Below are 25422 nucleotides of genomic sequence, written 5' to 3' on the forward strand. Positions count from 1 at the left end.
AACGACCGCCATGACGACCTCCGCAACGCGCCAGCCCTGGGCCCGCTTCTATAATCCGCGCGCCGCAGCGCTGGCGTCGCCCGACCCCATGCCGCTGTCCGTCCTGCTCGATCGGGCAGCGTCGACCTTCGGCGCGCGCCCATGTTCGTCTTTCGTCGAGGAGAGCTTTAGTTACGCGGAGGTCGCAGCCTTCGTGGAGGACCTCGCCGCCGGTTTCGCCGCGGCGGGCATCGGCGCAGGCGACAGGGTCGGCTTCCTCGCCCCGGCCCATCCTTCATTCACCGTCTTCACCTTCGCCCTGTGGCACGTCGGCGCAATCGGAGTCGGGCTGAACCCGCTCTATTCCGTCAGGCGCCTTACCGACCAGGCCAACGATGCTGGACTGAAGGCGATCTTCACGCTCGACGATGCAGCGCTGCTCGGCAAGGCGGCCCAGATCCGGCGCGCGTCGGCGGTGAAGCCGACGCTGATCGCGACGAGCGCGCGCAGCGGCGATCCCCACGCGCCCGCATCGGTTGGCAACGGCGAAGGCACGCTGACCACCGCTGCCATCATGGCTGGAGCGGGCCGGGTCGCACGCGCCACGGTCGACCCGCTCACGCAGCCGGCGGTGCTGCAATATACCGGCGGCACGACCGGCGCGCCCAAGGCAGCGGTGCTGACCCATGCGAACCTGTCGGTCAACGTCGTGCAGATGCACAGCTGGTTCCCCGAACTGAGGCCTGGTGCGGAATCCGTGCTCGCCGCAGCACCCGTCACGCATGTGTCGGGCGTCGGACCCATCCAGAACTTCATGGTCAACATCGCAGGCGAGATGGCCTGGATGCCCCGGTTCGACGCCGACGCGGCGCTGGACACCATCGAGCAGCGGAGGATTACGTTGCTGTTGGCGCCGCCGACCATGTTCACCGCGCTGCTGCATGCCGCGGAAACGCGCGGCAAGTTCGACTGGTCGTCGCTGCGCAATGCGCAATGCGGCGCCGCGCCGGTCTCAGCCGAGCTCAAGAAGCGATTTCGCGACGCGACGGGCCTGACGATCACGACCCTGTATGGCATGACCGAAACGTCGCCCGCAGCGATCTATTCCTTACCGACCCCGCATCATGAGCGAGCAACCGGCATCCCTCTGCCCTTCACCGAGGTGGAGGTCCGCTCGACGAGCGATCCGTCGATCCGCATGGCAACCGGTGAGCCGGGCGAGATCTGCATCCGGGGGCCGCAGGTCATGCCGCACTACTGGCAGCGCCCCGATGCGACCGCGCAGGCGTTCGTCGACGGCTTCTTCCGCAGCGGCGATATCGGCACCATGGACGCCGATGGCGCGGTCACCGTGTTCGACCGGCTGAAAGACGTGATCATCGCCAGCGGCTACAACGTCTATCCTGCCGATGTGGAAAGCGCGGTCCTAAAGCACCCCGCGGTGCGCGAAGCCGCAGTGATCGGGGTACCCTGCGCCTACCGCGGGGAGACCGTGAAGGCGATCGTCAGCCTGCGCGACGCCGCCGGACTCACGATCGAGAATCTGCGGCTGTTCCTGGCCGACCTTCTGTCGCCGATGGAAATCCCCAAATTGCTCGAGATCGTCGACGAGATCCCTCGCAACGAGAACCTGAAGATCTCACGCCTCGCGCTACGCGAGCGCGAGGCCCGGCGACGCGAAGGCTAGGCAGGCACCACCACGTGCAGCACGCCGTCGATGCGGCGGAGAGCGTAGGTGGCGACCGGCTCGGTGACCGGAAAGGCGAGCGGCGCTCCGCTCCGGATGTCGAATCGCCCCGAATGGACCGGACATTCGATCTCGAACCCTTCGAGCCAGCCTTCGGCCAGAGACGCCTGGCCGTGGCTGCACGTGTCGGCGATGGCGTAAAACGCGCCATCCATGCGGAAGAGCGCGACCGGGCCGGTCGCTGGCGAACACAGGCGGCGGACGTCGCCATCGCCCATGCCGTCGGCTTCGGGGACAACAATAAGCACTTCACTCATGAAAGGGTCTTTCGATCAGGCCGCGCGGGCCTTGAGCATGTCGAGCGCGACGTCGATGATCATGTCTTCCTGACCACCGACCATCTTGCGACGGCCGAGTTCCACCAGGATCTCGCGGGTATCGAGGCCATATTCGCCAGCCGCTTTTTCGGCATGACGCAGGAAGCTGGAATAGACCCCCGCATATCCCAGCGTCAGGGTTTCGCGGTCGACCCGAACCGGCCGATCCTGGAGCGGGCGGACCAGTTCCTCTGCGGCATCCATCAGCTTCATCACGTCGCAGCCGTGTTGCCATCCCTTACGATCGATCGCAGCGATGAACACTTCCAAGGGCGCGTTGCCGGCTCCAGCGCCCATCCCGGCCAGGCTGGCGTCGATCCGCACCGCGCCTTCCTGGGCAGCGACGATCGAATTGGCGACGCCCAGCGAGAGATTGTGGTGCGCGTGCATCCCGCGCTGAGTCTCCGGCTTGAGCACACGGTCATACGCACGGAGCCGATCGGCAACCCCGTCCATGTCTAGCGCACCGCCCGAATCGGTGACGTAAACGCAATGCGCACCACAGTTTTCCATCACCAGCGCCTGCTGCGCGAGCGCCTCGGCATCGATCATGTGGCTCATCATCAGAAAGCCCGACACGTCCATGCCAAGGTCGCGCGCGATCCGCATATGCTGACGGGCAACGTCCGCCTCGGTGCAGTGCGTTGCCACGCGCACCGAGCGGACGCCGAGATCGTAGGCCCGTCGCAGCTCGTCCACCGTTGCGATGCCGGGCAGGATCAGCGTGGTCAGAACAGCATGCTCCACCACGTCAGCCACCGCTGCGATCCATTCCCAGTCGGTCTGCGCCCCGAACCCATAGTTCAAGGAAGCACCCGAAAGACCGTCGCCATGCGCGATCTCGATTGCGTCGACTCCCGCTTCGTCAAGTGCCCTGCCGATGGCCCGGACATGATCGAGCGTGTACATGTGGCGCACGGCGTGCATGCCATCGCGCAGCGTCACGTCCTGGATATAGAGGCGCTGATCGGGATTGCGGGTCATGCCGCCACCGTCCGAAGCTTGCGCGCGGCGATTGCGTCGCCCGTGGCCTGGGCCGACGCTGTCATGATGTCGAGATTGCCCGAGTAACTTGGCAGGTAATCGCCCGCACCCTCCACCTCCAGATAAATCGCCGTCTTCAGGCCAATAAAGTCTTCCTGTCCTGGGATCAGGAGCGGCCGGTTCGCGCCGTACCGTTCGAATTGCACTTCTTGCTTGAGCCGGTAACCGGGGACGTAACGCTGCACCGCCGCCACCATCGTCGCGACCGAAGCGCGCACCGCATCTTCGTCCGCCATGTCCGACAGCGTGAACACAGTGTCGCGCATGATCATGGGCGGCTCTGCCGGGTTCAGGATGATGATTGCCTTGCCGCGCTCGGCCCCGCCAACGACTTCGATGGCGCGCGCCGTCGTGCGCGTGAATTCGTCAATATTGGCGCGCGTTCCCGGCCCCGCCGAGCGAGACGATACGGACGCGACGATTTCGGCGTAGCGAACCCGCGCGACCCGGCTGACCGCGGCGACCATCGGGATTGTCGCCTGACCACCGCAGGTCACCATGTTGACGTTCGGTGCGTCCTGGTGCTCGTCGATGTTGACCGGCGGCACCGTGAACGGACCGATTGCTGCCGGCGTCAGATCGATCACCTGCTTGCCGTCACGGCGCAGAACCGCGTCGTGATGGCGGTGCGCATAGGCGGAGGTCGCATCGAACACGATCCCGATGTCCGGGTAGGCGTCCATCCCTACCAGTCCGTCGATCCCGTCGTGAGTGGTCGCCACGCCTCGTTCCCTTGCCATCGCGAGCCCTTCCGAGCCGGCATCGATGCCCACCATAGCGACCAGTTCCATATTTCCCGGCCGTTTCAGCATCTTGATCATCAGATCGGTGCCGATATTGCCCGAGCCGATTATGGCTGCTTTGATTCTACTCACTCGTTCTCTCCTGGTGGCTGCTGCTCCGCCGCAAGGCCTGCGAGCGTCTTGCGGCAGATCTTGTTCGCAGGAGTCTTGGGGATCGCGTCCATCAGCGTCACCGAACGCGGACGCTTGTACGCGACCAGATGGGCGGCGCAGTAATCCGCGAGGGCGGTGGGGCTGGCCGTTGCCCCGTCGCGCAGCCGCGCGAAGGCCACGGGCACCTCGCCCTTGCGCGCGTCGGGCGTCCCCACCACCGCCGCTTCGGCGACAGCGGGATGGCGCGCCAGCACTTCCTCTATCTCGCGCGGGTAGACGTTGAAGCCACCGACGATCAGCATGTCCTTGGTCCGGTCGACCAGCCGGAGATAGCCGTCGGCGTCGAACACGCCGACATCTCCGGTGTACAGCCAGCCATCCGCCCGCCCCGCGCCCTGCCCGCGATAGGCGTGGACGACGCGCGATCCACGGATGCGGATCTCGCCCAGTTGGCCCGTCGGCACCGCGCGCTCCGGATCGTCGAGCGCCGCGATCGAAACCTCGAGCCCTGGCAGCGGGCGCCCGACGGTGCCGAACCTGTGGGTGCCGTCGGTCGGGTTGGCGCAGATTGGCCCGCCTTCGGTCATGCCGAAGGCTTCGAGGATCGGAACCCCAGTTCGCGCATACCAGGCGGTCAGCGTCTCCATCAGGAACGGCGATCCGCCGCCGGGACAGATGCGCAGCGACGACAGGTCGGTGCGATCGATTCCCGCTGCGGCAAGGAGGCCGACATAGATCGCGGCAGGCCCGCCGCTGAACACCGTCACCCGGTGCCGTTCCAGCGCGGCAAGGACCAGATCGGGCTGGTAGCGGGATATGATCACCACGGGGCTGCGGCAATAGACGGGATTGAGACACCCCATCAGCGAACCCCAGACGTGGAACACCGGCGCGACATTCAGCCACACCTCTTGGTCGATGCGGGTCGGCCACGCCTGATGCATCCCGTGGACTATCTCGACCAGGGTGCCGTGGGGGCGATCGACGCCCTTCGGCACGCCAGTGGTGCCGCCGGTGAAAAGCAAGGTGGCCAGATCGCCGCGGTCGATCCTCACCGCCGGCCGCGTGGCGGCCTGCGCCACCAGTGCCGGTGTTGACAGGTCGCCTTCGCCGACCACCAGCAGGTGGTCAATGCTGTGCGCAGCGGCGATCCCGCGCGCAGCCCGCGCGCCGCCGACCCCGGCAATGATGACCTTGGGCCGGGCGATGTCGAAGAGCGGCGCCAGTTCATCCGCGCCATAGCCCGGATTGAGCAGCGCGACCTGCGCGCCGGCGGCCAGCGCCGCGTAGATCGCGACGTTCGCCTCGATCGAATTCGGCACCTGGATCGCGACCCGCTCCCCCCCCACGCCGATCGCCACCAGCCGCGCCGCCAGGGCCGCGACCGAGGCGCCATAGTCGCGGTAGCTCAGCGTCCGCTCGCCATCGATCAGGGCGATGCGGTCGCCCGCCGCGTCGACCGCCTCCCAGAACATGTCGACGACCGTCGCGAAGTCGGCGCGGTCGAACGCCGCGTCGTCATCCGCCGGCGACGGCCCGCCACCCGCCTGCGTCACGCCGTTCATAAGAACGTATTGATGTTCTTTGCCTGCAACACCGTCTGTTGCAGGCGGATGAGCCGACGCGCGAGCTTCAACGCTCCGGTCCCGTCACGGCGGACGAGGTCCTGGCGGCGGGCTGTCAGCGTCTGCTCTTCCGTCTCGTTGCGGTGCCGTAGATTGTGGACGAGCGAGTGGACCACCCATTCGTTCGGCAGCGCCGTCGCCTCCACCTCGACGTTGCCGACCATGTGGAAGTGCCGCGTGGGCGGGTCCTCCGCCCAAGCGGTGGTCTGCTTGGCGCGATCGACGCGCTTGGTCAGATAATCCAGGTCGTCGTCGAAAAACGCCATCCGCGTCCGGCTGAGCACGTCCGACCTGTCTGCGCGGTAGCGGGCCTGGATCCCGGGCATCCAGTAATGGATGTCGGGCGCCATCATCGCCAGCCACTCGTCATAGCGCTCCGCGTCGAGAAGCCGCGCCTCGCGATAGAGGAACTGCTCGATCTCGAACGCCAGGTCGCGGTCGACGCGGGCGGCCCCCGCATTGCCTTCGATGCCGCTCATCGTGCCGGCACGTCCGACCAGCGGGGTGCGGTCATAAGGTCACTCCAGCGCTGATAGAAAGCGCGGTGATTGGCCTCGTTCACCTGATTGCGGTGCACATGCCCCTTCAGTTCGGGGTGGTCGACCTCCGATCCGAGGCCAAGGCCGGTATGCAGCTTGCGACGGCGCGTGACCACGCCCGCGTTCGACGCGGTGCAATGCTCGAAATTCTCCCCGTCATCCATCTCGAAGATCCCCGCCGGCGAGAACGTTAGCATGACGCCACGCCGGTATTTTTCCCTCAGGCTGTCCGGCGCGTTGCGATTGAGGAACACCCAGGTGTGAAGCTCGGTCTCGCTCGGGCCTTTCGGATTCCAGGTGCGGAAGGTGTTGTGCCCGGCAAGGAAGGACAGGTTGGGGAATACCGTTGCGGAGCTCAGCGAGGCAACCATTCGGCTCCGCATCTTGCCGAGGCGTTCGGCGAACTTTGCTTCGTTCTCGCGCAGATAGTCTACGATCTCCGGCTCGCACAGAGTCGCGGCGTTGCCGATGAAGTCGAGTCCGAACTCCCAGCCATGCCCATTGGCGTTGACCTGGAACGATCGATCCGCCTTCATTGTCGGCGCGCCGCCGAACAGCGCCTGCAATGCGGAGCTGTGCGTCCAGGTCGCATGGTACGCGTCGCCGACGAAGTTTTCGGCCGGGAACTTCCAGTTACATTTGAGCCGCGACTTGATGTTGCCGTCGATGAACTCGATCCCGCCCTCATCGTTGTCGAGCAGCACGTCGAGATACCAGCGAAAGTCGCCAAGATAATCCGCGAGCGAAGGCGCCTCCGGATCGAAACAGGCAAAGTGCATGCCCCCATAGCTCTCGACCCGCGCATTATGCAGCCCGAGCTTGCTGCGGTCGAAGCTGGGGTTGTCCTTGTAAAGTTCCTCGGCCGTCACCCCGGACAGCGACCCGTCCAGCGCATAGGACCAGCCATGGAAGTTGCAGGTGAACCGTCGCGCGCTGCCTGCCTCGGCGAAGCACACGCGGTTGCCGCGGTGGCTGCACGAATTGATGAAGGCATGCACCCGGCGGTCGCGGGCCCGCGCGACGATGACGGCGTCCTCACCCACATAGGTCGTGACGAAATCGCCGACCTCCGGGATCTGGCTGTCATGCGCCACGAAGATCCAGCAGCGCGCGAAGATACGTTCCATCTCCAGCGCATAGACCTGGGGATCCCAGAAGATCCGCCGATCGATCCAGCCCTGTTCGCCGTCGACCATCGCCCGTATCGTCGCGGCATCGAGCGGTGCGGAATCCGGGGCCGGCGCCCGGTCGCGCGGCAGCTCCGCCGGCGTAATGCCCTGCCCTAGCGGCGTGGTCATGCCGCCGGTCTCATCTGAGCGAAACCCAGGCCGGTCACTGCACCCTCCCACGCGTCATAGGCGATCACCTCGCCCGAGCCGCCGGGCATCGCGCCCATCACGGCCAGGAAATGCCGTATCTCCATCGCGCCATTGCCTCCTTCGCGCAGGATTTCCTCGTCGGTCAGAGCGAGCAGCGAGTCCGCGTCGCCCGCGACTATGGCATCGAGCACCATTCGATCGAACGCCGGGTTGGTACGTCCCATCTCGCCCGTGCCGACCCAGTGGCTGATGCCGCCGCTACCCAGCACCACGACGCGCTCTTCGTCGTTCGCGGCCTCGACAGCAGCCTTCACCATCGCGCCGAATGCGTGCGCGCGGCGCAGCCGCAGGTAGGGCGCGACGCCGCTTGCCATATAAACCGCCACCGTCTTCACCGAGCCGTCCTCCGGCAGGCAGAGGTGAGCCGGCGCCCCGATGGCGTGATCCACGCCGAGCGACCGCGCGACCGCCAGATCGAACCCGACATCCTGGGCATGATCGAAGATGTACCCGGCAAGCGCGGCATTGTGCGGGATCGGACGGCCGGGCAGTCCCGGCAGTTGGTCCACAGGCCCATTGAGCTCACCCAGGCAGATCAGGATCTGCGGCAGGCATTTCGGGGTGAACAGGATGTAATGATCGGCGCCGACGATCACTGCGGAGGTCGCCCCGAGCGCAACGATACGGCGCCGGATTTCGGCATACGCGTCCATCAGGTGGCTGTTGTCCAGCTTTTTGGGATTAATGAAGACCGTTGGATCGTGCGGCATCATGAAGCCGCCCACTATCTTGCCCATCATTACTCTCCCGTGCCGAGCGTCGATGCAAGGGTCGGCATCTTGCTCAGATAGTCAGCCATCGACGCGGGCCCATGAAAACCCATATAGAATCCCATCAGCAACATCGGGTTCAAGCCGCGCCGGAAGAGTTCAGCGACTTCCATCTCACGAATAAGGGCCTTCTCCTCGTCGCTCAGCGCGTAGCGCGCCAGGAAGGCCTCAGGCTCGGCGGAATAACCCTTGCGCACCCGCCCCGAATTACCAAGGTCGAATACGCATTGCTCGACAGCGTTGAGGCTCATCGCGGCGACTCCGTTGCTGCAAGGAACATGAAGACCTGCGCCAGAAATTCCTCCTCGCGCTCCAACTGCACCCAGTGGCCGCACTGGCCGAACACATGCAGCTGCGAATTGGCAATGTGGCGATGTGCCCGGACCGCGACGTCGAGCGGGATCATGCGATCCTCTCGACCGTGCAGAATCAGCGTCGGCACATCGATGGCTTCCAGTTGATCGAGCGGGACACCGCGTACCGTCGCAGGTCTCCCGTCCGTCGGACGGGGCTGAAGCTCGCGTATCGTCTCAAGCCCGGTGTTGTGCTGAGCCACTGCGAAACGCGCAGCGATCATTTCGTCGCTCACGATCGCGGGATCGAAGGGAAAGCGGCGCATCATTGCGCCCATATTCTCTAAGCTGGGTTCGAAAGCGTAGCTGTCCGCCAGGCCCCCGGTTTGCTCGAACTCGCCTGCGGGCGTCCCCATAAGCACCAAAGCGCGGACACGATCCGCATGGCGCGCCATCATGGCCAGCGACAGGGCGCCGCCGAAGCTGTTGCCAACCAGCGTCGCCTCCTCGATCTCGAGCGCATCAAGGATGCCCTCGAGGTGCGCCAGCCATAGTTTGATGCCAGGCTTCTCACCCTCAGGCTTGGGGCTGAAGCCGAAACCTACAATGTCGGGAGCTATGACACGATAGCGCTCCGCCAGTCGGGGAATGATTCGCTGCCAGTTCTGCCAGGCCGTCACACCCGGCCCGGAGCCGTGCAGCAACACGACCGCGCGGCCGGCGCCTGCTTCGTGATAGTTGGTGGTCACGCCACCAATTGTAATGGTGCGGCCGATGTCGGGAAGTACCATGGCAACGCCTCTCCATACTTTATGGTATTGTGCCTAGCATCGCCAAATTTCCAAGTCAATCTGACTGACAGGGTTTCATTCGCAGTGACGGACATTGCCACAGACAATACCAATGCGTATGTTGATCGGCGGGAGGATGCGCATGGGGTGGCTTGAAGGACAGGTGGCGATCGTCACCGGTGCCGCGTCTGGCATCGGTCGAGCGGTCGCTGTGCGATTTGTGGCCGAGGGAGCGCGTGTAGTCGCTGTTGACCGCGCCGAGAGAGGGCTCGCGACGCTGCGGGCAGAGCTCGGTTCGGCCTGCACGTCGGTGGCGGGCGACGCCTCGCTCCCGGACGCCAACGCTCGCGCCGTAGCCGCCGCAATCACCAGCTTCGGGCGCCTCGACACCGTCATCTCGAACGTCGGAGTATTCGATTGGCACAAGCGGCTCGACCGTCTTTCGCCCGAGGACTGCATGGCCGCGCACGACGAGATGTTCGCAATTAACGTGCGGTCGCACGCGTTGATGGCTCGCGAAGCCTACCCGCATTTGAAGGAGGTCCGAGGCAGCCTCGTGATGACCTGCTCCACGGCCAGTTTCCGCGGAGGTGGTGGCGGCGCGCTGTATACCGCAAGCAAGTTCGCGGTGCGCGGCCTCGTCTATCAGCTTGCCCATGAATGGGCACCCGACGTACGGGTCAACGCCGTCGCACCGGGCGGCACCGTGACCGGCCTGTCAGGGATCGATTCGTTGGGCAGCGCCGGACGCCGGCTGGAAGATGACGATCGCATCGTCGCGGCAGTTGGAGCGGCCACCCCACTGGGATTCGCGGCCGCCCCGGAGGACCATGCCGGCGCCTACGTGCTGCTCGCATCGGCGGATAACTCGCGCGGCATGACCGGCACCGTCATCGTCAGCGATGGCGGGTTGCTGGCGAGGATCTGACAGGAGGAAGAATGACCGAGGATGCTGTCCACCGTGCCGCGCTGGAGCTGCGCGAGGCCTATCACACAGGCGCAATCGACCCAGTCGTCGACCGGCTGGTGCCCAACGACCCCCTGATTGCCTATCGAATCCAGGAGATCAACACAGCCCACTGGATCGCCGAGGGCCGGCAACTGGTCGGCCGCAAGATCGGCCTTACCTCACCCGCGGTCCAGGCCCAGCTCGGGGTTGGCGAGCCCGATTTCGGCATGCTGTTCGCCGACATGGCGGTCGCGCCCGGCGGCGCCTTCGCGGCGGCGAGCGTGTCGCAGCCGCGCGCGGAGGGCGAACTGGCCTTCGGCATCCGCCGCGCGCTGACCGATCCCGCGGTCGACGAAGCCGCGGTGGGCGATGCGGTCGAGTGGATGGCGCCCGCGATCGAGATCGTCGGCAGCCGCGTCCGAGACTGGCAGATCAGGATCGCCGACACCGTCGCCGACAACGCATCCTCCGCGTGCTACGCCATCGGCGACGACCGCCGCCCCTTCGACCGCGCCGTGATCGACGCCCTGACGATGGAACTCTTCGAGGACGCCGTGCGGGTGTCGCATGGTCCGGCAACCGCCTGCCTGGGCAGCCCGGTGACGGCGCTGGCATGGCTGGCGCGCAAGATGGTCGAGGTCGGCCGTCCCCTTGCCGCCGGCGACATCGTGCTGTCGGGCGCGTTCGGACCGCTGGCGCCGATGACGGCCGGCCGCCATTACCGGCTCGCCATGTCCGGTTTCGCCGACCTCGTCGTCGACTGCGCCGATTAATCGCTCCGCCGGCTGCCTCCAAACCGCGCAATATCAGAACCCTCGCACATCGCTCCATATTCCTGGAATGCCGCTCATCTGAATCCTCGTTATGCCTGTTCGGGGCTGGACGCGGGCGAGACGGTCCTTGCGGAGAATATCGCCATGCCTGCGACCCAACCCTGGATGGCCTCATAGAAATGCAGCCGGGATTCGGTCGGTCCCGCGGTGGCCAAGGCTGCCATCGCGGCCATCCAGCACAGCACTCCAGGGCCGCCCCGACCGGCGGCCGCGATCATATCCTCGGGGTGTAGATCGTCGAACTCGCCGGTCAGTCCCGCGCTGAGGCGATCGAGAAAGCCCCGATCCCATTTGCCGGAGACGGGCAGGATTGCGCCTCCGCCGGCATGGGCCTCACGCCCTGCCACCTTGGTGCGCTCCTCGCGCGCTGCCCGCTCCCCGGCAGTGGGGTTTTGGGGATCGAGCAATCGCGAGGCGACCTCTGGCGGCGATTTCCAGAAGCTGGGGATGGGCGGATCATGGCTGAGCCCGCCCGAGGTGGCGAGGAGCACTCGCTTTCCGCTCTGCAGGGCGAACCGGCCCACCGCTTCGCCCAACTGCCTAGCCCGACGGAAGGACGGAAGCGGCGGCGCGGCGCAATTGATGAAGATCGGGATGATCGGCAGGCCCGTGGCGGTGCCGAACAGACTCTCCCAGATCTGGACGAAACCATGATCGAGCCGCATGTGATGACTCTGCGCCACGTCAAAGTCGGCGCGCAGCAGGTGCCTGGAGAGCGCGACCGCCTCGTCATGCGGGACGTCGAGTGGTCCGGCCGTCGTATCCCAGTCGCCGATCGCGTCCGCCTTCGTGCCGACACAGAATGCGGGCATCAGCTCGTAGAAGAAGCCGCTGAAGTGATCCGGCGAGAACTGGATCACATAATGGGGATCGAAGTCGCGGATCGTGGCGGCGAGCGCGGCGAATCCTCGAGACACGCCGCTGCGGACTTCGTCGGAACAAGGCCCATCCCGCATCAGCGGCGAATGGGAGGCGCAGGCGAGCTTGAGCGGCATTGGCGTTTCCTTGTCCCGAGGCGTGGCTTGAAGGGCGTGGCGAGGCGGCTCGCGCGACGGGTCACGATCCGTTCGCGAACGATAGGCGGGCGCGGTGGGGCCACAATCGCGTTGCGCGATCGGTGCATCTGGTGCACACCGCAGGCCGATGGGGACCGCCTACAAGCCGGTGCGGGCGCTTGACCGCCTCGGCCGCGCGGGCGCCGCCGCACTGGCCCGTGTACCGGCATCGACCGCACGACCGTGCACCGGCTGCTGCACACGCTCGCCGCGCGCGATCTGGTCGTCCAGGCGACCGGTGACGGCAGCTGGCTGTTGCGGCCCGATGTTCGGCGGCTGTCGGACGGCTACCTGCCCACCGACCGGCTGGTTCATATCGCGGCGGTCGAATTGGGCAGGATGCTACCCCAGCGTCCAGTGGCCCAGCGACTTCGCGACCTTCGATCGCGGCACGATGACGATCCAGGAGAGTACGCACCGGTTCAGCCGCCTGTCGATTCACCGCGCCATGGTCGGGCGACGGCGGACGATGCTGGAAGCGCGCTTGGGCGGGCCACGCTGGCCGGGGCCGATCCAGGCACGCGCGCGATGATGTTGCAGCTCGTCGATGCCCTGCCGGGGGCAGAGCCGCACCGGCCTGAAGCGGTCGCGGCGCTGGTCGAGGATTTCCGCCGCCGGGGCTATGCATGAGCGGTCGGGCAGGCCGATTCCGACGTCGGCGCGATCGCGGTTCCGATCCGCAGCGACGGGCGGGTCCTGGGCGCCATCAATATCATCTTCTTTCGGCGCGTAGTGGTGCCCGGAGAAATCGCCGAGCGGCATTTGGCGGATATCCTGTCCTGCGCCGCCGCGATCGAAGCGCGCTTCGTCTCCGATGCACCGGACGACGAGTGCGGGCCGCCGGCGCCTCAACTACAGTGGCCCCGACTTTAAGATCGGCGATGTCCGGCGGCCGATCATTCGGCCGCCTGGAGTTCCTCGATCGGTACGAGGAACGCGGCGAGCCGGCTGTCGCGCTCGGCGAGGGCGCCGGGTACCGACCGGTCCTTGATATGGCCATAGCCGCGGATCTTGTCCGGATAACGGGCCAGCGCCACCGCCGCGTCGTACTTCACGGGGTCGAGATGGGTCGCGATGCTGTCGAGCACCGCCTCATAATCGCGAACCAACTGGCGTTCCATCCGCCGTTCGGCGGTACGGCCGAACGGGTCGAACGCGGTTCCACGCAGCCGCTTCGCCCGCGCCAGCAGGCCGAAGGCGGCCAGCATCCACGGCCCGAACTCTCGCTTTCGCGGCAACCCCGTCAACGGATCCTTGCGCGCGAACAATGGCGGCGCGAGATGGACGGACACGCGGTAATCGCCGGTGAACTGCTCGCCCAGCTTCGCGCGGAATTCACCGGACGTATAGAGCCGGGCGACCTCATATTCGTCCTTGTATGCCATCAGCTTGAACAGGTTTCGCGCCACCGCGTCGCTGAGCTCGGTGCGGCCTGGCGCCACCCTGGCCTCTGCCGCGGCGATCGCCGCGATCTTCCGACCAAAACGCGCGGCATAGGCCGCATTCTGATAGTCGGCGAGAAGCGCAGCTCGCCGCTCGATCGCGTCGCCGGTATCCGTCGACAGCCGGAGCGATCCTTCTGCAACCGCGGCAACTTGGTCGCCGAGCTGCGCCTCGATGGCGCCGGGCTCGACCACGGCCAGCCGGCCCAGCGCGAAGGCGCGCAGGTTGAAGTCGACCGCGACGCCGTTCAGCGTGATCGCGCGTTCCACCGCCGCCAGCGATACCGGCAGCAGGCCACGCTGCAGCGCGACCCCGACGACGAACATGTTCGCGCCGATGGCGTCTCCCATCAGGCGGGCCGCGACCCGCGTGGCGTCGACGAACGCGGAATCCGCGGCCAGCACTTCGCGCAACCGTCGCAGCGTCTGCGCGCCGGCAAAGTCTATGCCGGTGTCGATCGTGAAGGCCGCCGTGGGAGTAAGATTTTCGTTAATGACGCCGCGCGTGTGCCCGGGCTGAACCAGCGCCATCGCCTCGGCCCCGCCCGCGGTGATCATGTCGCAACCGAGCAGCAACTCCGCGCCGGCGATCGGAATGCGCGCCGCCGCGATGGCGTCATCGCTCGGCGCGATCCGCAGATGGCTGAACACCGCCCCGTTCTTCTGCGACAAGCCGGTCACGTCGATGATGCTTGCGGACTTGCCGTCGAGATGCGCCGCCATCCCCAGCACGGCGCCGATGGTGACGACGCCGGTGCCGCCGATCCCCGCGATCAGAATCGCGAGCGCGCCTTCGACGGGCGGCGGCGGGGCGGGCAGCGGCGGAATCGCAGCCGCCGGGGCGGCGGCTGCACGCCCCTTCAGGTTGCCGCCGCTGACCGTCACGAAGGACGGGCAGAACCCGTTGATGCAGCTGAAATCCTTGTTGCAGTTCGACTGGTCGATCTGACGCTTGCGGCCGAATTCGGTTTCGAGGGGCTGTACGCTGACACAGTTCGACTTGACCGAACAGTCGCCGCATCCCTCGCACACTAGGTCGTTGATGAAGATCCGCTTTGCCGGGTCGGGGAAGGTCCCCTTCTTTCTGCGACGGCGCTTCTCCGCCGCGCACACCTGATCATAGATCAGCACGGTCACGCCGTCGATCGTGGCGAGGTCGCGCTGCACGGCGTCCAGCTCCTCGCGCGGGCGGATCGCGACGCCGTCCGGGAAACGCACTGTGGACGGATATTTGTCGGGATCGTCGGCGACGACCACGACCTTGCGCACCCCCTCCTGCAACAGCTCGGACGCGATCTGCCACGGCGTCATTTGCCCCTCGACGGGCTGGCCGCCCGTCATCGCCACCGCATCGTTGAACAACAGCTTGTAGGTGATGCCGATACCCGCCGACACCGCGGCCCGGACAGCCAGCGAACCGGAGTGATGGTAGGTCCCGTCGCCCAGATTCTGGAAAATATGCCTGGTGTCCGTGAACGGGGCGACGCCGATCCAATTGGCCCCCTCGCCCCCCATCTGCACCGGCCAGACGTGCTTGCGATGCGGCATCATCGCCGCCATCACGTGACAGCCGATCCCGGACAGCGCAACCGATCCGTCGGGCACGACGGTCGACGTGTTGTGCGGACACCCAGAACAGAAGAACGGCATGCGGTTGAAAGGGGTCAACGCCGCACTCCCCGCCGCGAGCCTTGCCTCAATCTCCGCGCGGCGCGTGCGCAGTGGCTCGTCGACAAGGCCGAGCGCCTCGAGCTGGCCGAACAGGACCGCGCCGATCTCGGTGGGTCCGAGTTCCCCGTTCTGAGGAAGCAACGGGCGGCCGGTCGCATCGGCCTTTCCGGTCAGCACCGGGCGCTCGCCGGCATCGAGGTGATACAGCAGCGAGGCGACCTGCGGTTCGATGAACGCGCGCTTCTCCTCCACCACCAGCACTTGGCGATGCCCGCGCGCGAAGGCCCTGGTCACGTCCGGCTCGACGGGCCAGGTCATCGCCAGCTTCAGCACGCGGATGCCGAGCGCGCGGCAGCGCGCGTCGTTCAGGCCGAGCTGATTCAGCGCCTCGATCACATCGAGCGCGGCCTTCCCGGCGGTGACAATGCCGAGCGTCCGGCGATCACCGTCGCGCAGCACCCGGTCGAGCCGGTTCGCGCGAATGAACGCCTGTGCCGCCGGCAGTCGGAAATCGGTCGTCCGGCGTTCCATCGACAATTGCGTTTCGCCCTGGAAGATGTTGAGGCCCTCGGGGGGCATCTCCACTTCGGGGCAGAGCCAGCGGCGCAGCGGATCGCCCAGCGACGCGGTCGCGGTCGCGTCGGCGGTGTCGTTGATGCACTTGAAGCCGGCCCACAGCCCCGAAAAGCGCGACAGCGCGATACCGAAAGCCCCAAATTCCAGGAATTCGGCAACCGATGCGGGATAAAGCACCGGGATTAGCGAGGCGACGAGCGCCTGTTCGGACTGGTGCGCGGTCGTCGACGACTTGGCCGAATGGTCGTCCCCGGCCAGGACCAGCACCCCGCCAAGCGCGGCAGTCCCCGCGAGATTGCCGTGCTTGAGCGCATCGCCGGCCCGGTCGACCCCGGGCCCCTTGCCGTACCAGGCGGCGAACACGCCGTCATGGCGCGCGCCGGGAAAGAAGCCGAGTTGCTGGGAACCATAGACGGCGGTCGCGGCCAGTTCCTCGTTCACGCCGGGCTGGAAGACGATCCCCCCGTCCTTCAGCGCGCCCCGCGCCGCCCAGAGGGCAGTGTCGAGCGAGCCCAGCGGCGAGCCGCGATAGCCCGAGACAAAGCCGCCGGTGTTGAGTCCCTGCGCCGCATCCGATCGCCGCTGGGACAGGAGTACGCGGGTCAGCGCCTGCGTGCCGGACAGGAACACGCGCCCCTGATCCAGCATGTATTTGTCGCTCAGCGCCACTTCGTATGACATGCTATCCCTCTCATACCGGATTCTCGCGTACCATGCGGTCAAGTATGGAACAAGGGTTCGCCGGCTGCCGATGCTGCACGGCGGGAATTGTCGCCCTCCCACGAAAACCGAATGCAGACTCAACCGAGCCGCTTGATCAGGACATCGGTGGCGGTGGCCTGCGCCATTCAGCGCGCCCCGTCCGCAGGAGCCAGGGCGGAGCGGCTGCGGGTGGACAGACTGCGGAACGTGGTCGACCTGCGGGGACGATCCATCGGCGATACTGTGTCCTAAGTCCGCCGTCGGTCAAGGCGGAGGGCCAGACGTCGGCCTCCGACCTCAAACGCGCGCCTTGAAAAACGACGGTAACGAATGATTCCCTTCGCAGCTCCAAGGTTATACAGTGAAAATAATCACTTAGAACCTTGGCCGACGAGGCGAGTTGGGATTTGGTAGATTCTCGGGTAACGCTCGGGTAACTCCGAGTGGATCGCTAGAGAGCCAGCGATGAAGGTCGCCCCGATGGTCTGATCGCAATGATCAGTACGGTAATTCGCTTGCGCGGTCCTCACCAGGGCGGACTAGTGGTTCTCGCCTGACGGTTGAGTCCGATTAGGGATTCCCAGTCGGCTGCGGCCGTGCGAGTCAGCGGGCATGCGCAGTGGTATCGTCATCGACCTCACGTCCGCGGACCGCGAACGTCTCGAACGGATCTGCAAGGATCGTAACGCCCCTCAGAAGCACGTCTGGCGTGCCGAGATCGTTCTTCTGAGCGCCGATGGGGTCGGCACCAGCGAGATCATGCGCCGGACGGACACGTCCAAGACGTGCGTGTGGCGCTGGCAGGAGCGGTTCATGCAGGAAGGGGTTGAAGGTCTGTTGCGTGACAAGACCCGCCCTTCGCGCATCCCTCCGCTGACCCCGGAGGTGCTCGTTTGGGTTGCCACCGGGACGCGTGAGGAACCGCCGGGTGAGACGACCCATTGGACGGCCGCGCTGATGGCCCGCGAAGCGGGGATCAGCGCCAGTTCGGTTCACCGGATCTGGCGCGCCCATGGCCTGCAGCCTCACCGCGTTCGGCAGTTCAAGCTTTCCAATGATCCCGAGTTCATCGACAAGCTGCGCGACGTTGTCGGCCTTTATATCGCGCCACCCGCCCACGCGATCGTCCTGTCGTTCGACGAGAAGAGCCAGATCCAGGCCCTCGACCGATCCCAGCCCGGCATGCCGCTCAAGAAGGGGCGAGCCGGCACCATGACCCATGATTACAAGCGCAACGGCACCACCACGCTGTTTGCGGCGCTCAACATACTCGACGGGACCGTGATCGGCCGCAACATGCAGCGGCATCGGCATCGGCACCAGGAATTCATCCGCTTTCTCAATCTGATCGAGGCGCAAGTCCCCGCCGGTAAGGCGATCCACGTGATCCTCGACAACTATGCCGCCCACAAGCACCCCAAGGTCCGCGAGTGGCTCGAGCGGCACCCGCGCTTCACCTTCCACTTTACGCCAACGTCCTGTTCGTGGCTCAACGCCGTCGAGGGCTTCTTCGCCAGGCTCACGACGCCTCAAACGAGGCGTATTCCACTCGCTCGTCGATCTTCAGGCCGCCATCAACCGCTTCCTCGCCGAGCACAACGAGAGCCCAAAACCCTTCGTCTGGACCGCCGATCCTGATAAAATCATCGCCGCCGTCAGGCGCGGGCACCAAGTGTTAGATTCGATCCGCTTGGGTATGAACTATTGATGATATCACATCTTGGAGAAAAGCCTCAATGATACTTCAACAGCGGCGAGGCTTTGTGCACAACCGTATTAAGTTAATTTGGGTAGTCACTAATAATAACCATCTTGGACTAAGCGATTACCATCAGTTTTTCGAAATTATTTCAGAAGTATTCAAGGGAGTAGAACCCAGGCTTGAATCGGTGGGTTCCCCCCACCCAAGCCCTAGCGACTTTTGAATGGCGACATAACTTGCCGTAAGAGCCGCAACAGCACTTTGAAGGTTTGATGCAGCAAGCACTTTCTGACGACCGGACTCAAGTGCGTCACTGCGGGTAATGACCTGTCGCTGGAAGCGTTGTTGTGTCAAAATGTCTGACTCGTCGGCCGATCGCTTGATCTCGGCGAGCGCTGCGACATTGCGACGTTGCTGTGCAAAGCGCGCAAGCGAATTCTCGGCGTCCTGAAGCGCACCTAGAACTAACTGTCGATACTGTGTCTCGGCTTCGTCTCGTCCAGCGCGCGCTTGCGTTATCTGGGCCGAAGTTCGTCCAAAATCGAGCAGCCCCCATTGTAGCTGGGGCACGGCAATGTTGGAGATATTTCCCAGATCGACCAGGTCTCCGACAGACGTTCCGCCGATGCCTAGGATCCCCATAAAGCTGATCTTGGGAAAACGCGCTGCTTCAGCGACGCCAATCCGGGCGGTCGTGGCCGCCAGATTGCGCTCGGCGGCGCGTATGTCGGGTCGACGGCGAAGGAGAGAGGCGGGATCGCCGATGGCGACGACCTGTGGCGGCAAGGGGACGTCACGCGGGACAGCCAGCAAGGAATCGAGCCTCCCTGGCGCCTCCCCTGCAAGCACGGCGAGCGCATTGAGATAAATTCCGATCTCCGCCTCAGCCGTAGCGAGATCGCCGTTGGTAGCCTGAATGGCGCGGTTCGCCTGACCAATGGCAAAGGCCGGCACCGTGCCCTGCTGAAAGCGTTGCCGAGCGAGGCCTAGCTGCTGCTTCTGCAGGTCCAGCCCCCCACGAAGTGCAGCGGCGCGCTGCTGCCGGTCCCGCAGATTCGTATAACTTTGCGCAACGTCGGCTGCGAGTTGAACGTGTGCATCTGCCGCGTTGTAGGAAGCCGCTGCGGCTAGTGCGTTAGCGGATTCTATTTTTCGGATCTGGCCTCCTGCAAGATCGATTTCCCAATTTGCGTTCAGGCCGAGATTGAAAAACTGGAGAGAGGAATCCGCGTCCTGGGAAGGGGGCGTTGCGCCGTTCCCCTGAGCCGACTGCAGATCGATCCCGGGAAGGTCGGCGAAGATTCCGGTCGCTTGTGCCCCAGCTTTCGGAAAGCGGTTAGCGCGCTCCTGGCGCACGGATGCACGCGCCTGACGGAGTCGCGCCTGGGCGACATCGATCGACGGATTCGCTGCAAGTGCGCGTCGCTCAAGCTCGTTCAGGACCGGATCTTGAAGAGCCGTCCACCACTCAGCAACTGCGGGGTCATTGGTGCTCGTACTCGCGGTCTGGCGCACGAACTTGGATTGGGGGGCGGCGCGACCCAATCCCGGCGGTCCGGCGTAGTCCGGGCCAACGACACATCCGCCGAGCAGCAAGGGGGCGAGAACGAGACCTCTGAAGTTTGTCATCGCAGCCTCAATGCATCGCCATGGACTGCCCTTTGGGCAGCGGGCGCAGGAACAAAACGAGTGGAAGCGTGGCCAGTGTCGCAAGCGCCATCGCCAGGAAAATGTCATTGTACGTCATGATGAAGGCCTGCTGCTGAATGGTCCCGGCAAGCGACTGAAGGGCGGCGTCCATCTGGCCGAACGTCCTGGCCATGCCGGCGAGATAATCCTGCAACCTTGGGTCGTTTGCCCAAAGGGTCTCTTCCATCCGCCGGCTATGGAGCGACATTCGCTGGTCCTGAAAGGAGGCCAGGGCGGCCAAAGCGAACGACCCGCCGAGATTTCGTGCGGCATTGAAGATGCCTGATGCATCACCGGCATCCTCCTTGCTGACCGAAGCGATGGTGGCCTGGTTCAGGAACAGCATGGTGAGGATCATGCCGACACCACGCAGTAACTGTCCGGCGGTAAAGGCTTCTCCGGCAGATTCCGCGGTGAGGCTGGTGTTGACGAGGCAGCTGGCGGCCATGAGCGCAAGGCCTGTGCCGACGGCGAGCCTGATATCGACGACGCGGATAAGCAGCGGGATGACGGGCATCAGCAAGAAGGCAGGCACACCCATGAGGAAAATCACCTGACCCGTCTCAAGGGCGTTATAGTCAGCGATCAGCGCGAGGAATTGCGGGATGACGAAGGTCGAGCCGTACATCACCATGCCCAGCGCCAGCGCCATGACGACGACGCTGCCGAATTGTCGATTCATCACGATCCGCAGCTTAAGCACAGGCTTGGCGGCCCTGAATTGTCCGATACCCAACATGACAAAACCAATCAGGGTCATGATCGTCAGCCGGACGATGTACGTCGATTCAAACCATTCTTCACGGTGCCCTTCCTCAAGCACGACCGTCAGTCCTCCCAGGCCGAGGATCATGCCGACGATCCCGAACCAGTCCGCCTCGCGGAAATAGACCCAGTTCGTTTTCTCGTGCGGCAGGCCGAGAAGCAGCAGCAGCAAGAGCAGACCGCAGACCGGCACGTTGACGAAGAAGGCATAATGCCAGCTCAGATTTTCCGTGAGCCAGCCTCCGAGCAGGGGGCCAAGAACCGGACCCAGGATGACGGTCATTCCAAAAAGGGCCATGCCGATCGGCTGTTGCGATGGCGGGAGGCGCTTTGCGACGATCGTCATCGCTGTCGGGATGAGCACGCCGCCCGTGAACCCCTGACCCGCCCTTCCGACGATCATTGTCATCAGATCCGTAGCGGTGCCGCACAGGACCGAGAATCCTGTAAAAGAGGTCACCGAGATGAGGAGAAGTGTCCTCAACCCCAAAAGCCGTTCCAGCCACGCGCTCAGCGGTATGATGATGATCTCGGCAACGAGAAAAGCCGTGGCGATCCACGTTCCTTCCGTGCCGGTCGCTCCGATCTCCCCTTGGATAGTCGGCAGCGCCGAGTTGACGATCGAGATGTCGAGCGTCGCGAGCAGCGCGCCCAGCGCGCCGGCCGCGACCGCGATCCAGGCCGTCGAGTCGGCTCGCTCGGCGCGTAACGTCCCCGGAGATGCAGCAACCGTCGCCACGCTCAGCGCTTCCGACTTACGGCCTGCCGGATTCTCTCCAGGTCGCCTTTGGCCGAACGGGTATCGACAGTAATGCCGACCGACATTCCGGGAACCAGAAGGGGCCTGACTTCGGGCGGCGCATCGATCGCGATACGGACGGGCACGCGCTGAACGATCTTCGTGAAGTTGCCGGTCGCGTTCTGCGGCGGGAGCACGGAGAACTGGGCACCTGTGCCCGGTGCGAAGCTGGCAACCCGCCCTTTCAGCTCGACCCCGGGGAGCGCGTCGACGTCGATACTGACGGGCTGGCCGACTCGCATGAGACCTAGCTGCGTCTCTTTAAAATTGGCCTCGATGAAGAGGCGCTCCACCGGCACCAGCGTCATCAGGCGCGTTCCGGGCTGTACGAACTGCCCTACCCGGACAGCGAGATCGCCGACGCGACCATCGATCGCTGCCTTGAGCAACGTCGCTTCGGTGTTCACACGCGCGGCTGAGAGCTGAGCACGAGCAGCTTCGGCCTGCGATTGCGCCTGTCGTACCTGGGCACCAAGCGTGCCAACGCGCCTTTCTGCTGCGGTAAGGCCGGCCTGAGCAGCATTGGCGCGCTCATCTGCCTGTCGTGCCTGCGTCTGAAGCTGGGCAAATCGCTCGCCTGGCTCTGCGCCAGACGCCGCCAGCGGCTGATAGCGCGCAACCTGCTGCCGCGCGAAGGCGGCCTCGGCGCGCGCCGAGGCCGCCTGAGCACGCGCCTGGACGATTGTCGCCTGCTGTTCAGCGATCTGCGAACGGCTCGTCTCGACCGCAGCTTTCGCTGTGTCGATCTGGCTGGTGATCTGCTCGCTTTGGGCTCGATATTCGCGAGGGTCTAGTTCTGCCAACTGCTGCCCTTTGCGGACCGCTTGGTTCGCGCTGACAAACACGCGCTCGACATATCCGGCAACTTTCGGGGCCACCACGACAGAGTCCGCCGCCACATAAGCGTTGTCGGTTTTCTGCATGAACTTGCCGCGGTTCTGATGGTCAAAATACCATACCAACCCCGCTCCCACGATCGCGACCGCGACAACCAACAGCGCCAGCCGAACCCGTACCGACTTGAGCGGACCAGCGGGCCGCTCGCCGACATCGTCATGGTCGCCTGAACCGACTGTGGGATCTTCCACCATTCTATTCCCGATCAACTATCGATTCAAAGAGCCGGGGGACTTGCCACGGCGGCCAAGCTTCGGCAATACCACATTATATGGAACCTCACCAATCGGGTATACGTGGGATCGCAACCACCTTCGGCTGGACCTGGTACAGGATGCGGCGGCTGATCGACGCCTATCTTGCCTGTCAGGGTGCATCGATGGCCCAACTAAAACTGCTCGCGTATCTCGCGGAACAACCGCGCCGCTCCACCGACATTGCGAGCTTTTTCGATCAGGCGCCCCGCACTGTTACTCAGGCGATCGACGCGCTCGAGCAAAATGGTCTCGTGTTCCGATCGCCTGCTCCGGACGATCGCCGGTCCAAACTGGTGCAGATAACAGACGCCGGCCGGGCCACGTTGGGACTGGCCATGCCGCTCTACGACGACATCGTAGGGCAGACCTTCGGAAGCCTGACAGCGGATGAACTCGAGGGTCTCGACGCAGCGATCAAACATTTGAACCGGCTCGTCGACCATCTGGAGACGAAGGCCAGCGTTCCCGAGACCCAAGTTCCCGCCCCGAAAAGCCGGGCGCATGATTGATCTAGCTCCTACCGATGAAGCCGATACGACTGCTCTAAAAGAAAGGGAGCGGTTCGCGCAGATTCTCGTCCTGTTCGGCCGGCACGGTCTCAAGGGGCTGGCCGCTCGGTTGGGTCTGGGGGCGGGGGGGGGGGCGAGCCGATTGAAGATACCCGGCCGGAAGCGATCGTCGCGCTTTTGCGGGATATCGGCCCTGTCGCGGTCAAATTCGGACAGATCCTCGCGATGCGAAGCGACCTTCTGGAGCCGGCATGGGTCGATGCACTTTCAAAACTGCAGGACCGCGTTCCTCCGCTTCCATTCGCGGCCGTGCAGCCGCTGATCGAGGAGGCGATCGGCGGCCCAATCGAAACGAGTTTTAGTCACTTCGACACCGAAGCGCTTGCGGCGGGTTCGATCGCTCAGGCGCATGCGGCGACGCTGCTCGACGGGCGTGACGTTATCGTCAAGATTCGCCGCCCAGGCATCGAGCGGATCGTCGATGCCGATCTTCGGCTCTTGCGAAGACTGGCCCGGGTTGCGGAGCGCCGTATCCCCGAGATCGCAAGACTGAAGCCGGACGAGTTGCTGCGCCATTTCGCCGAGAGCCTCGCCCGGGAGATGGACCTCAGCGCAGAAGCGCGCGCCAGCGACGCGATCGGTGAATATCTTAAAAACTACGGGGTTCGAACCGCACGCTTCGATTGGGAGCTTTCGGGAAGGCGAGTGAACATCCAGGAGCGGCTCCGCGGATTTCCCGCAAGCGATCTGGACGCGGCACGCCGAAGCGATCTCGATCTGGCTGCGCTTGCCCGCACCTATGCGCAGGCGATCCTGCGCATGATCATCATAAACGGTCACTTCCACGCCGATCCGCATCCCGGCAACGTCTTCTTCCTTGAAGACGGGACGCTTGGCCTGATCGATTTCGGCGCTGTGGGCACCCTCCTGCCGAGACGCCGGGAGGAACTCGTTCGGCTTGGCCTCGCGATCGCTTCGGAGGACACCGGCGGTATCGTCGATATTCTCATGCTCTGGGCCGGTGATCCGGACGTGGACCGGGTCCGGCTCGAAGAGGCAATGGCCGAACTGATCGACCGCTTCAGCAACGTCCTGCTCGATCAGATTGACCTCGCCGACATTTTTCAGATGGTATTCGCGATTCTGCGCGACTTTCATCTCGCGCTTCCACCGGACCTTGCCCTGGTGCTCCGGACCTTGCTGACCGCCGAGGGGTTCGTCCGGCGCATCGATCCGGCATTCGACATTGCTCGAGAGCTTGCTCCGATAGCAAAGGAAATGATGCGGGAGCGGGCTAGCCCTGCCCGGCTGCGCGGCGAGGCAGGCAAGCTGCTCGCAGCGCTCGGACGAGTGGTTCTGTCAACGCCGAACCTCGTCGGACAGATCGAGAAGATTGCGCGAACCGGCTCGATCACCGTCAGTATCGCGCCCAAGGACCTTGAGCGTTTACGCGGAAGAGAGCGTGCCGGCAGGGTTACTCCGCAGCTCTATCCTGCCACCCTCGCGATCTGCGCGGCGATAGTGTTTTCCTCGCCGCCGCGCACCTGGCGGGACTGTTGGCTCTCGGTGCTGTTGCACTGGCCGTTTTAGAAGGTGTGAGGCGGCGATGAGCGCGGCGCACGCAGAGCCGACCGCGAAGCATCGCTCCTGGCGCGACGGGCCTCGGGATTCCTAGCTCCCGATGGAAACGCATTCAAACTGGTTGAAGGTAAGCCTGATCGTGGGCATGCTCATGATCACTGCGATCGGATTCGCTTTATGGCTTCTCCAGGAGAGCGATGCCAAGGGGCCGACGTACGAGATTCGATTTGAACAATCTGTCGATGGCCTGCAACCAGGGTCAGCCGTGAACCTTCTCGGTGTTTCCATCGGCCGCGTAACTGAGATCCAGGTTCAGCCCAGGAATCAAGATTTCATCACCGTCCGGTTCGCGCTGACCAGTGACACGATTCTTCATCGCGGTGTGACAGCGTCGATCGAACGATCGTTATTTGATGGATCGGCAAAACTGAGCCTGAGCGGCGACAACAATCGCGACCCAGTGCTCGCGGCGCGAGAGGGGCAGCCGTTCCCGATCGTACCGGCAAAAGGCGGCGGACTCTCCCCGCGCCCGCGGGCGAAGCTTCTGAAACAAGCGATGCGAACGTATACCGAAACTGGAAAAGATCTGGTTCGAGAATAATCGGATGAATACGT

General features: G+C 64.6%; 21 protein-coding genes and 1 pseudogene. 8 read left to right on the top strand and 14 right to left on the bottom strand.

The window, feature by feature from the left end:
• Positions 1 to 10: 10 nt before the first annotated feature.
• The gene (locus F1640_RS03885; protein WP_194917862.1) at positions 11 to 1666 is read left to right on the top strand and encodes an AMP-binding protein; all 1656 of its coding nucleotides are present in this window, start codon (positions 11 to 13) and stop codon (positions 1664 to 1666) included.
• Here F1640_RS03885 and F1640_RS03890 read toward each other — a convergent pair.
• The 9 genes from F1640_RS03890 to F1640_RS03930 form a co-directional block, all read right to left on the bottom strand.
• Positions 1663 to 1983, bottom strand: coding sequence for a non-heme iron oxygenase ferredoxin subunit (locus tag F1640_RS03890; protein WP_206694626.1), 321 nt, complete (start codon positions 1981 to 1983; stop codon positions 1663 to 1665). The genes F1640_RS03885 and F1640_RS03890 overlap by 4 nt on opposite strands.
• Before the next feature lie 15 nt (positions 1984 to 1998).
• A complete protein-coding gene (dmpG, locus tag F1640_RS03895) occupies positions 1999 to 3027 on the bottom strand; it encodes a 4-hydroxy-2-oxovalerate aldolase (RefSeq protein WP_194917865.1) in 1029 nt (342 codons plus the stop codon).
• Complete coding sequence (locus F1640_RS03900) at positions 3024 to 3962, bottom strand: acetaldehyde dehydrogenase (acetylating) (protein ID WP_194917867.1); 939 nt, start codon at positions 3960 to 3962, stop codon at positions 3024 to 3026. Before F1640_RS03900 ends, dmpG begins: the two co-directional genes overlap by 4 nt.
• Complete coding sequence (locus F1640_RS03905; RefSeq protein WP_194917870.1) at positions 3959 to 5548, bottom strand: class I adenylate-forming enzyme family protein; 1590 nt, start codon at positions 5546 to 5548, stop codon at positions 3959 to 3961. Before F1640_RS03905 ends, F1640_RS03900 begins: the two co-directional genes overlap by 4 nt.
• A complete protein-coding gene (locus tag F1640_RS03910) occupies positions 5545 to 6087 on the bottom strand; it encodes a 3-phenylpropionate/cinnamic acid dioxygenase subunit beta (protein ID WP_194917872.1) in 543 nt (180 codons plus the stop codon). The genes F1640_RS03905 and F1640_RS03910 overlap by 4 nt, the downstream gene beginning before the upstream one ends.
• The gene (locus F1640_RS03915; RefSeq protein WP_156142983.1) at positions 6084 to 7343 is read right to left on the bottom strand and encodes an aromatic ring-hydroxylating dioxygenase subunit alpha; all 1260 of its coding nucleotides are present in this window, start codon (positions 7341 to 7343) and stop codon (positions 6084 to 6086) included. Before F1640_RS03915 ends, F1640_RS03910 begins: the two co-directional genes overlap by 4 nt.
• 98 nt (positions 7344 to 7441) lie before the next feature.
• The gene (locus F1640_RS03920; RefSeq protein WP_206694627.1) at positions 7442 to 8266 is read right to left on the bottom strand and encodes a protocatechuate 3,4-dioxygenase; all 825 of its coding nucleotides are present in this window, start codon (positions 8264 to 8266) and stop codon (positions 7442 to 7444) included.
• Entirely contained in the window at positions 8266 to 8547 is a 282-nt protein-coding gene (locus tag F1640_RS03925; protein WP_052192264.1) for a hypothetical protein, read from the bottom strand. The genes F1640_RS03920 and F1640_RS03925 overlap by 1 nt, the downstream gene beginning before the upstream one ends.
• Positions 8544 to 9380 (bottom strand): alpha/beta fold hydrolase, encoded by an 837-nt coding sequence (locus tag F1640_RS03930; protein WP_033964364.1) that lies wholly within the window; start codon positions 9378 to 9380, stop codon positions 8544 to 8546. The genes F1640_RS03925 and F1640_RS03930 overlap by 4 nt, the downstream gene beginning before the upstream one ends.
• A 112-nt stretch (positions 9381 to 9492) precedes the next feature.
• Between F1640_RS03930 and F1640_RS03935 the strand changes: the two genes are divergently transcribed.
• Together F1640_RS03935 and F1640_RS03940 are read left to right on the top strand one after the other, a co-directional pair.
• On the top strand, positions 9493 to 10308 hold the full coding sequence (locus F1640_RS03935; protein WP_255530227.1) for an SDR family oxidoreductase: 816 nt from the start codon (positions 9493 to 9495) through the stop codon (positions 10306 to 10308).
• Between the two features lie 11 nt (positions 10309 to 10319).
• On the top strand, positions 10320 to 11102 hold the full coding sequence (locus F1640_RS03940; RefSeq protein ID WP_033964363.1) for a 2-keto-4-pentenoate hydratase: 783 nt from the start codon (positions 10320 to 10322) through the stop codon (positions 11100 to 11102).
• 89 nt (positions 11103 to 11191) lie between these two features.
• Here F1640_RS03940 and F1640_RS03945 read toward each other — a convergent pair whose 3' ends face one another.
• Positions 11192 to 12157 (bottom strand): 3-carboxyethylcatechol 2,3-dioxygenase, encoded by a 966-nt coding sequence (locus F1640_RS03945; protein ID WP_033964362.1) that lies wholly within the window; start codon positions 12155 to 12157, stop codon positions 11192 to 11194.
• Positions 12158 to 12385: 228 nt separating this feature from the next.
• Between F1640_RS03945 and F1640_RS03950 the strand changes: the two genes are divergently transcribed.
• The gene (locus F1640_RS03950) at positions 12386 to 12847 is read left to right on the top strand and encodes a hypothetical protein (protein WP_156142981.1); all 462 of its coding nucleotides are present in this window, start codon (positions 12386 to 12388) and stop codon (positions 12845 to 12847) included.
• Positions 12848 to 13113: 266 nt separating this feature from the next.
• Here the strand turns inward: F1640_RS03950 and F1640_RS03955 are convergent, their stop codons facing one another.
• Entirely contained in the window at positions 13114 to 16689 is a 3576-nt protein-coding gene (locus F1640_RS03955; RefSeq protein ID WP_309229191.1) for an indolepyruvate ferredoxin oxidoreductase family protein, read from the bottom strand.
• A 531-nt stretch (positions 16690 to 17220) separates the two neighbouring features.
• Here F1640_RS03955 and F1640_RS03960 point away from each other — a divergent pair.
• Positions 17221 to 18316 (top strand): annotated as a pseudogene (locus F1640_RS03960) (IS630 family transposase).
• A 123-nt stretch (positions 18317 to 18439) separates the two neighbouring features.
• On the opposite strand, the gene F1640_RS03965 reads toward F1640_RS03960, so the two are convergent.
• Genes F1640_RS03965 through F1640_RS03975 form a run of 3 tightly spaced genes read right to left on the bottom strand, consistent with a single transcriptional unit; the run spans position 18440 to position 22654 of the window.
• On the bottom strand, positions 18440 to 19939 hold the full coding sequence (locus F1640_RS03965; RefSeq protein WP_194917875.1) for an efflux transporter outer membrane subunit: 1500 nt from the start codon (positions 19937 to 19939) through the stop codon (positions 18440 to 18442).
• Positions 19940 to 19946: 7 nt separating this feature from the next.
• Entirely contained in the window at positions 19947 to 21503 is a 1557-nt protein-coding gene (locus F1640_RS03970; protein WP_033964360.1) for an MDR family MFS transporter, read from the bottom strand.
• A gap of 2 nt (positions 21504 to 21505) precedes the next feature.
• On the bottom strand, positions 21506 to 22654 hold the full coding sequence (locus F1640_RS03975) for an HlyD family secretion protein (RefSeq protein ID WP_194917877.1): 1149 nt from the start codon (positions 22652 to 22654) through the stop codon (positions 21506 to 21508).
• 140 nt (positions 22655 to 22794) lie between these two features.
• On the opposite strand from F1640_RS03975, the gene F1640_RS03980 reads away from it, so the two are divergent.
• The 3 genes from F1640_RS03980 to F1640_RS03990 all read left to right on the top strand — a co-directional run bounded on the left by F1640_RS03980 (position 22795) and on the right by F1640_RS03990 (position 25408).
• Positions 22795 to 23226 carry a MarR family winged helix-turn-helix transcriptional regulator gene (locus tag F1640_RS03980; protein ID WP_052192263.1) on the top strand — a complete coding sequence of 144 codons (432 nt, stop codon included), beginning with the start codon at positions 22795 to 22797 and terminating at the stop codon, positions 23224 to 23226.
• A gap of 177 nt (positions 23227 to 23403) precedes the next feature.
• On the top strand, positions 23404 to 24816 hold the full coding sequence (locus tag F1640_RS03985) for an AarF/ABC1/UbiB kinase family protein (protein WP_194917879.1): 1413 nt from the start codon (positions 23404 to 23406) through the stop codon (positions 24814 to 24816).
• 91 nt (positions 24817 to 24907) lie between these two features.
• The gene (locus F1640_RS03990; RefSeq protein ID WP_033964358.1) at positions 24908 to 25408 is read left to right on the top strand and encodes an MlaD family protein; all 501 of its coding nucleotides are present in this window, start codon (positions 24908 to 24910) and stop codon (positions 25406 to 25408) included.
• Positions 25409 to 25422: the final 14 nt, after the last annotated feature.

Origin of the sequence: Novosphingobium sp. NBM11, assembly GCF_015390225.1 — a bacterium.
Lineage (GTDB): Bacteria > Pseudomonadota > Alphaproteobacteria > Sphingomonadales > Sphingomonadaceae > Novosphingobium.

Bases quoted from the DNA above. Each gene is read 5' to 3' on its own strand.
- F1640_RS03885 (WP_194917862.1), top strand. From the start codon at position 11: ATGACGACCTCCGCAACGCGCCAGCCCTGGGCCCGCTTCTATAATCCG.
- F1640_RS03890 (WP_206694626.1), bottom strand. From the start codon at position 1,983: ATGAGTGAAGTGCTTATTGTTGTCCCCGAAGCCGACGGCATGGGCGAT.
- dmpG (WP_194917865.1), bottom strand. From the start codon at position 3,027: ATGACCCGCAATCCCGATCAGCGCCTCTATATCCAGGACGTGACGCTG.
- F1640_RS03905 (WP_194917870.1), bottom strand. From the start codon at position 5,548: ATGAACGGCGTGACGCAGGCGGGTGGCGGGCCGTCGCCGGCGGATGAC.
- F1640_RS03910 (WP_194917872.1), bottom strand. From the start codon at position 6,087: ATGAGCGGCATCGAAGGCAATGCGGGGGCCGCCCGCGTCGACCGCGAC.
- F1640_RS03915 (WP_156142983.1), bottom strand. From the start codon at position 7,343: ATGGTCGACGGCGAACAGGGCTGGATCGATCGGCGGATCTTCTGGGAT.
- F1640_RS03920 (WP_206694627.1), bottom strand. From the start codon at position 8,266: ATGATGGGCAAGATAGTGGGCGGCTTCATGATGCCGCACGATCCAACG.
- F1640_RS03925 (WP_052192264.1), bottom strand. From the start codon at position 8,547: ATGAGCCTCAACGCTGTCGAGCAATGCGTATTCGACCTTGGTAATTCG.
- F1640_RS03930 (WP_033964364.1), bottom strand. From the start codon at position 9,380: ATGGTACTTCCCGACATCGGCCGCACCATTACAATTGGTGGCGTGACC.
- F1640_RS03935 (WP_255530227.1), top strand. From the start codon at position 9,493: ATGCGTATGTTGATCGGCGGGAGGATGCGCATGGGGTGGCTTGAAGGA.
- F1640_RS03940 (WP_033964363.1), top strand. From the start codon at position 10,320: ATGACCGAGGATGCTGTCCACCGTGCCGCGCTGGAGCTGCGCGAGGCC.
- F1640_RS03945 (WP_033964362.1), bottom strand. From the start codon at position 12,157: ATGCCGCTCAAGCTCGCCTGCGCCTCCCATTCGCCGCTGATGCGGGAT.
- F1640_RS03965 (WP_194917875.1), bottom strand. From the start codon at position 19,939: ATGACAAACTTCAGAGGTCTCGTTCTCGCCCCCTTGCTGCTCGGCGGA.
- F1640_RS03975 (WP_194917877.1), bottom strand. From the start codon at position 22,654: ATGGTGGAAGATCCCACAGTCGGTTCAGGCGACCATGACGATGTCGGC.
- F1640_RS03980 (WP_052192263.1), top strand. From the start codon at position 22,795: ATGCGGCGGCTGATCGACGCCTATCTTGCCTGTCAGGGTGCATCGATG.
- F1640_RS03990 (WP_033964358.1), top strand. From the start codon at position 24,908: ATGGAAACGCATTCAAACTGGTTGAAGGTAAGCCTGATCGTGGGCATG.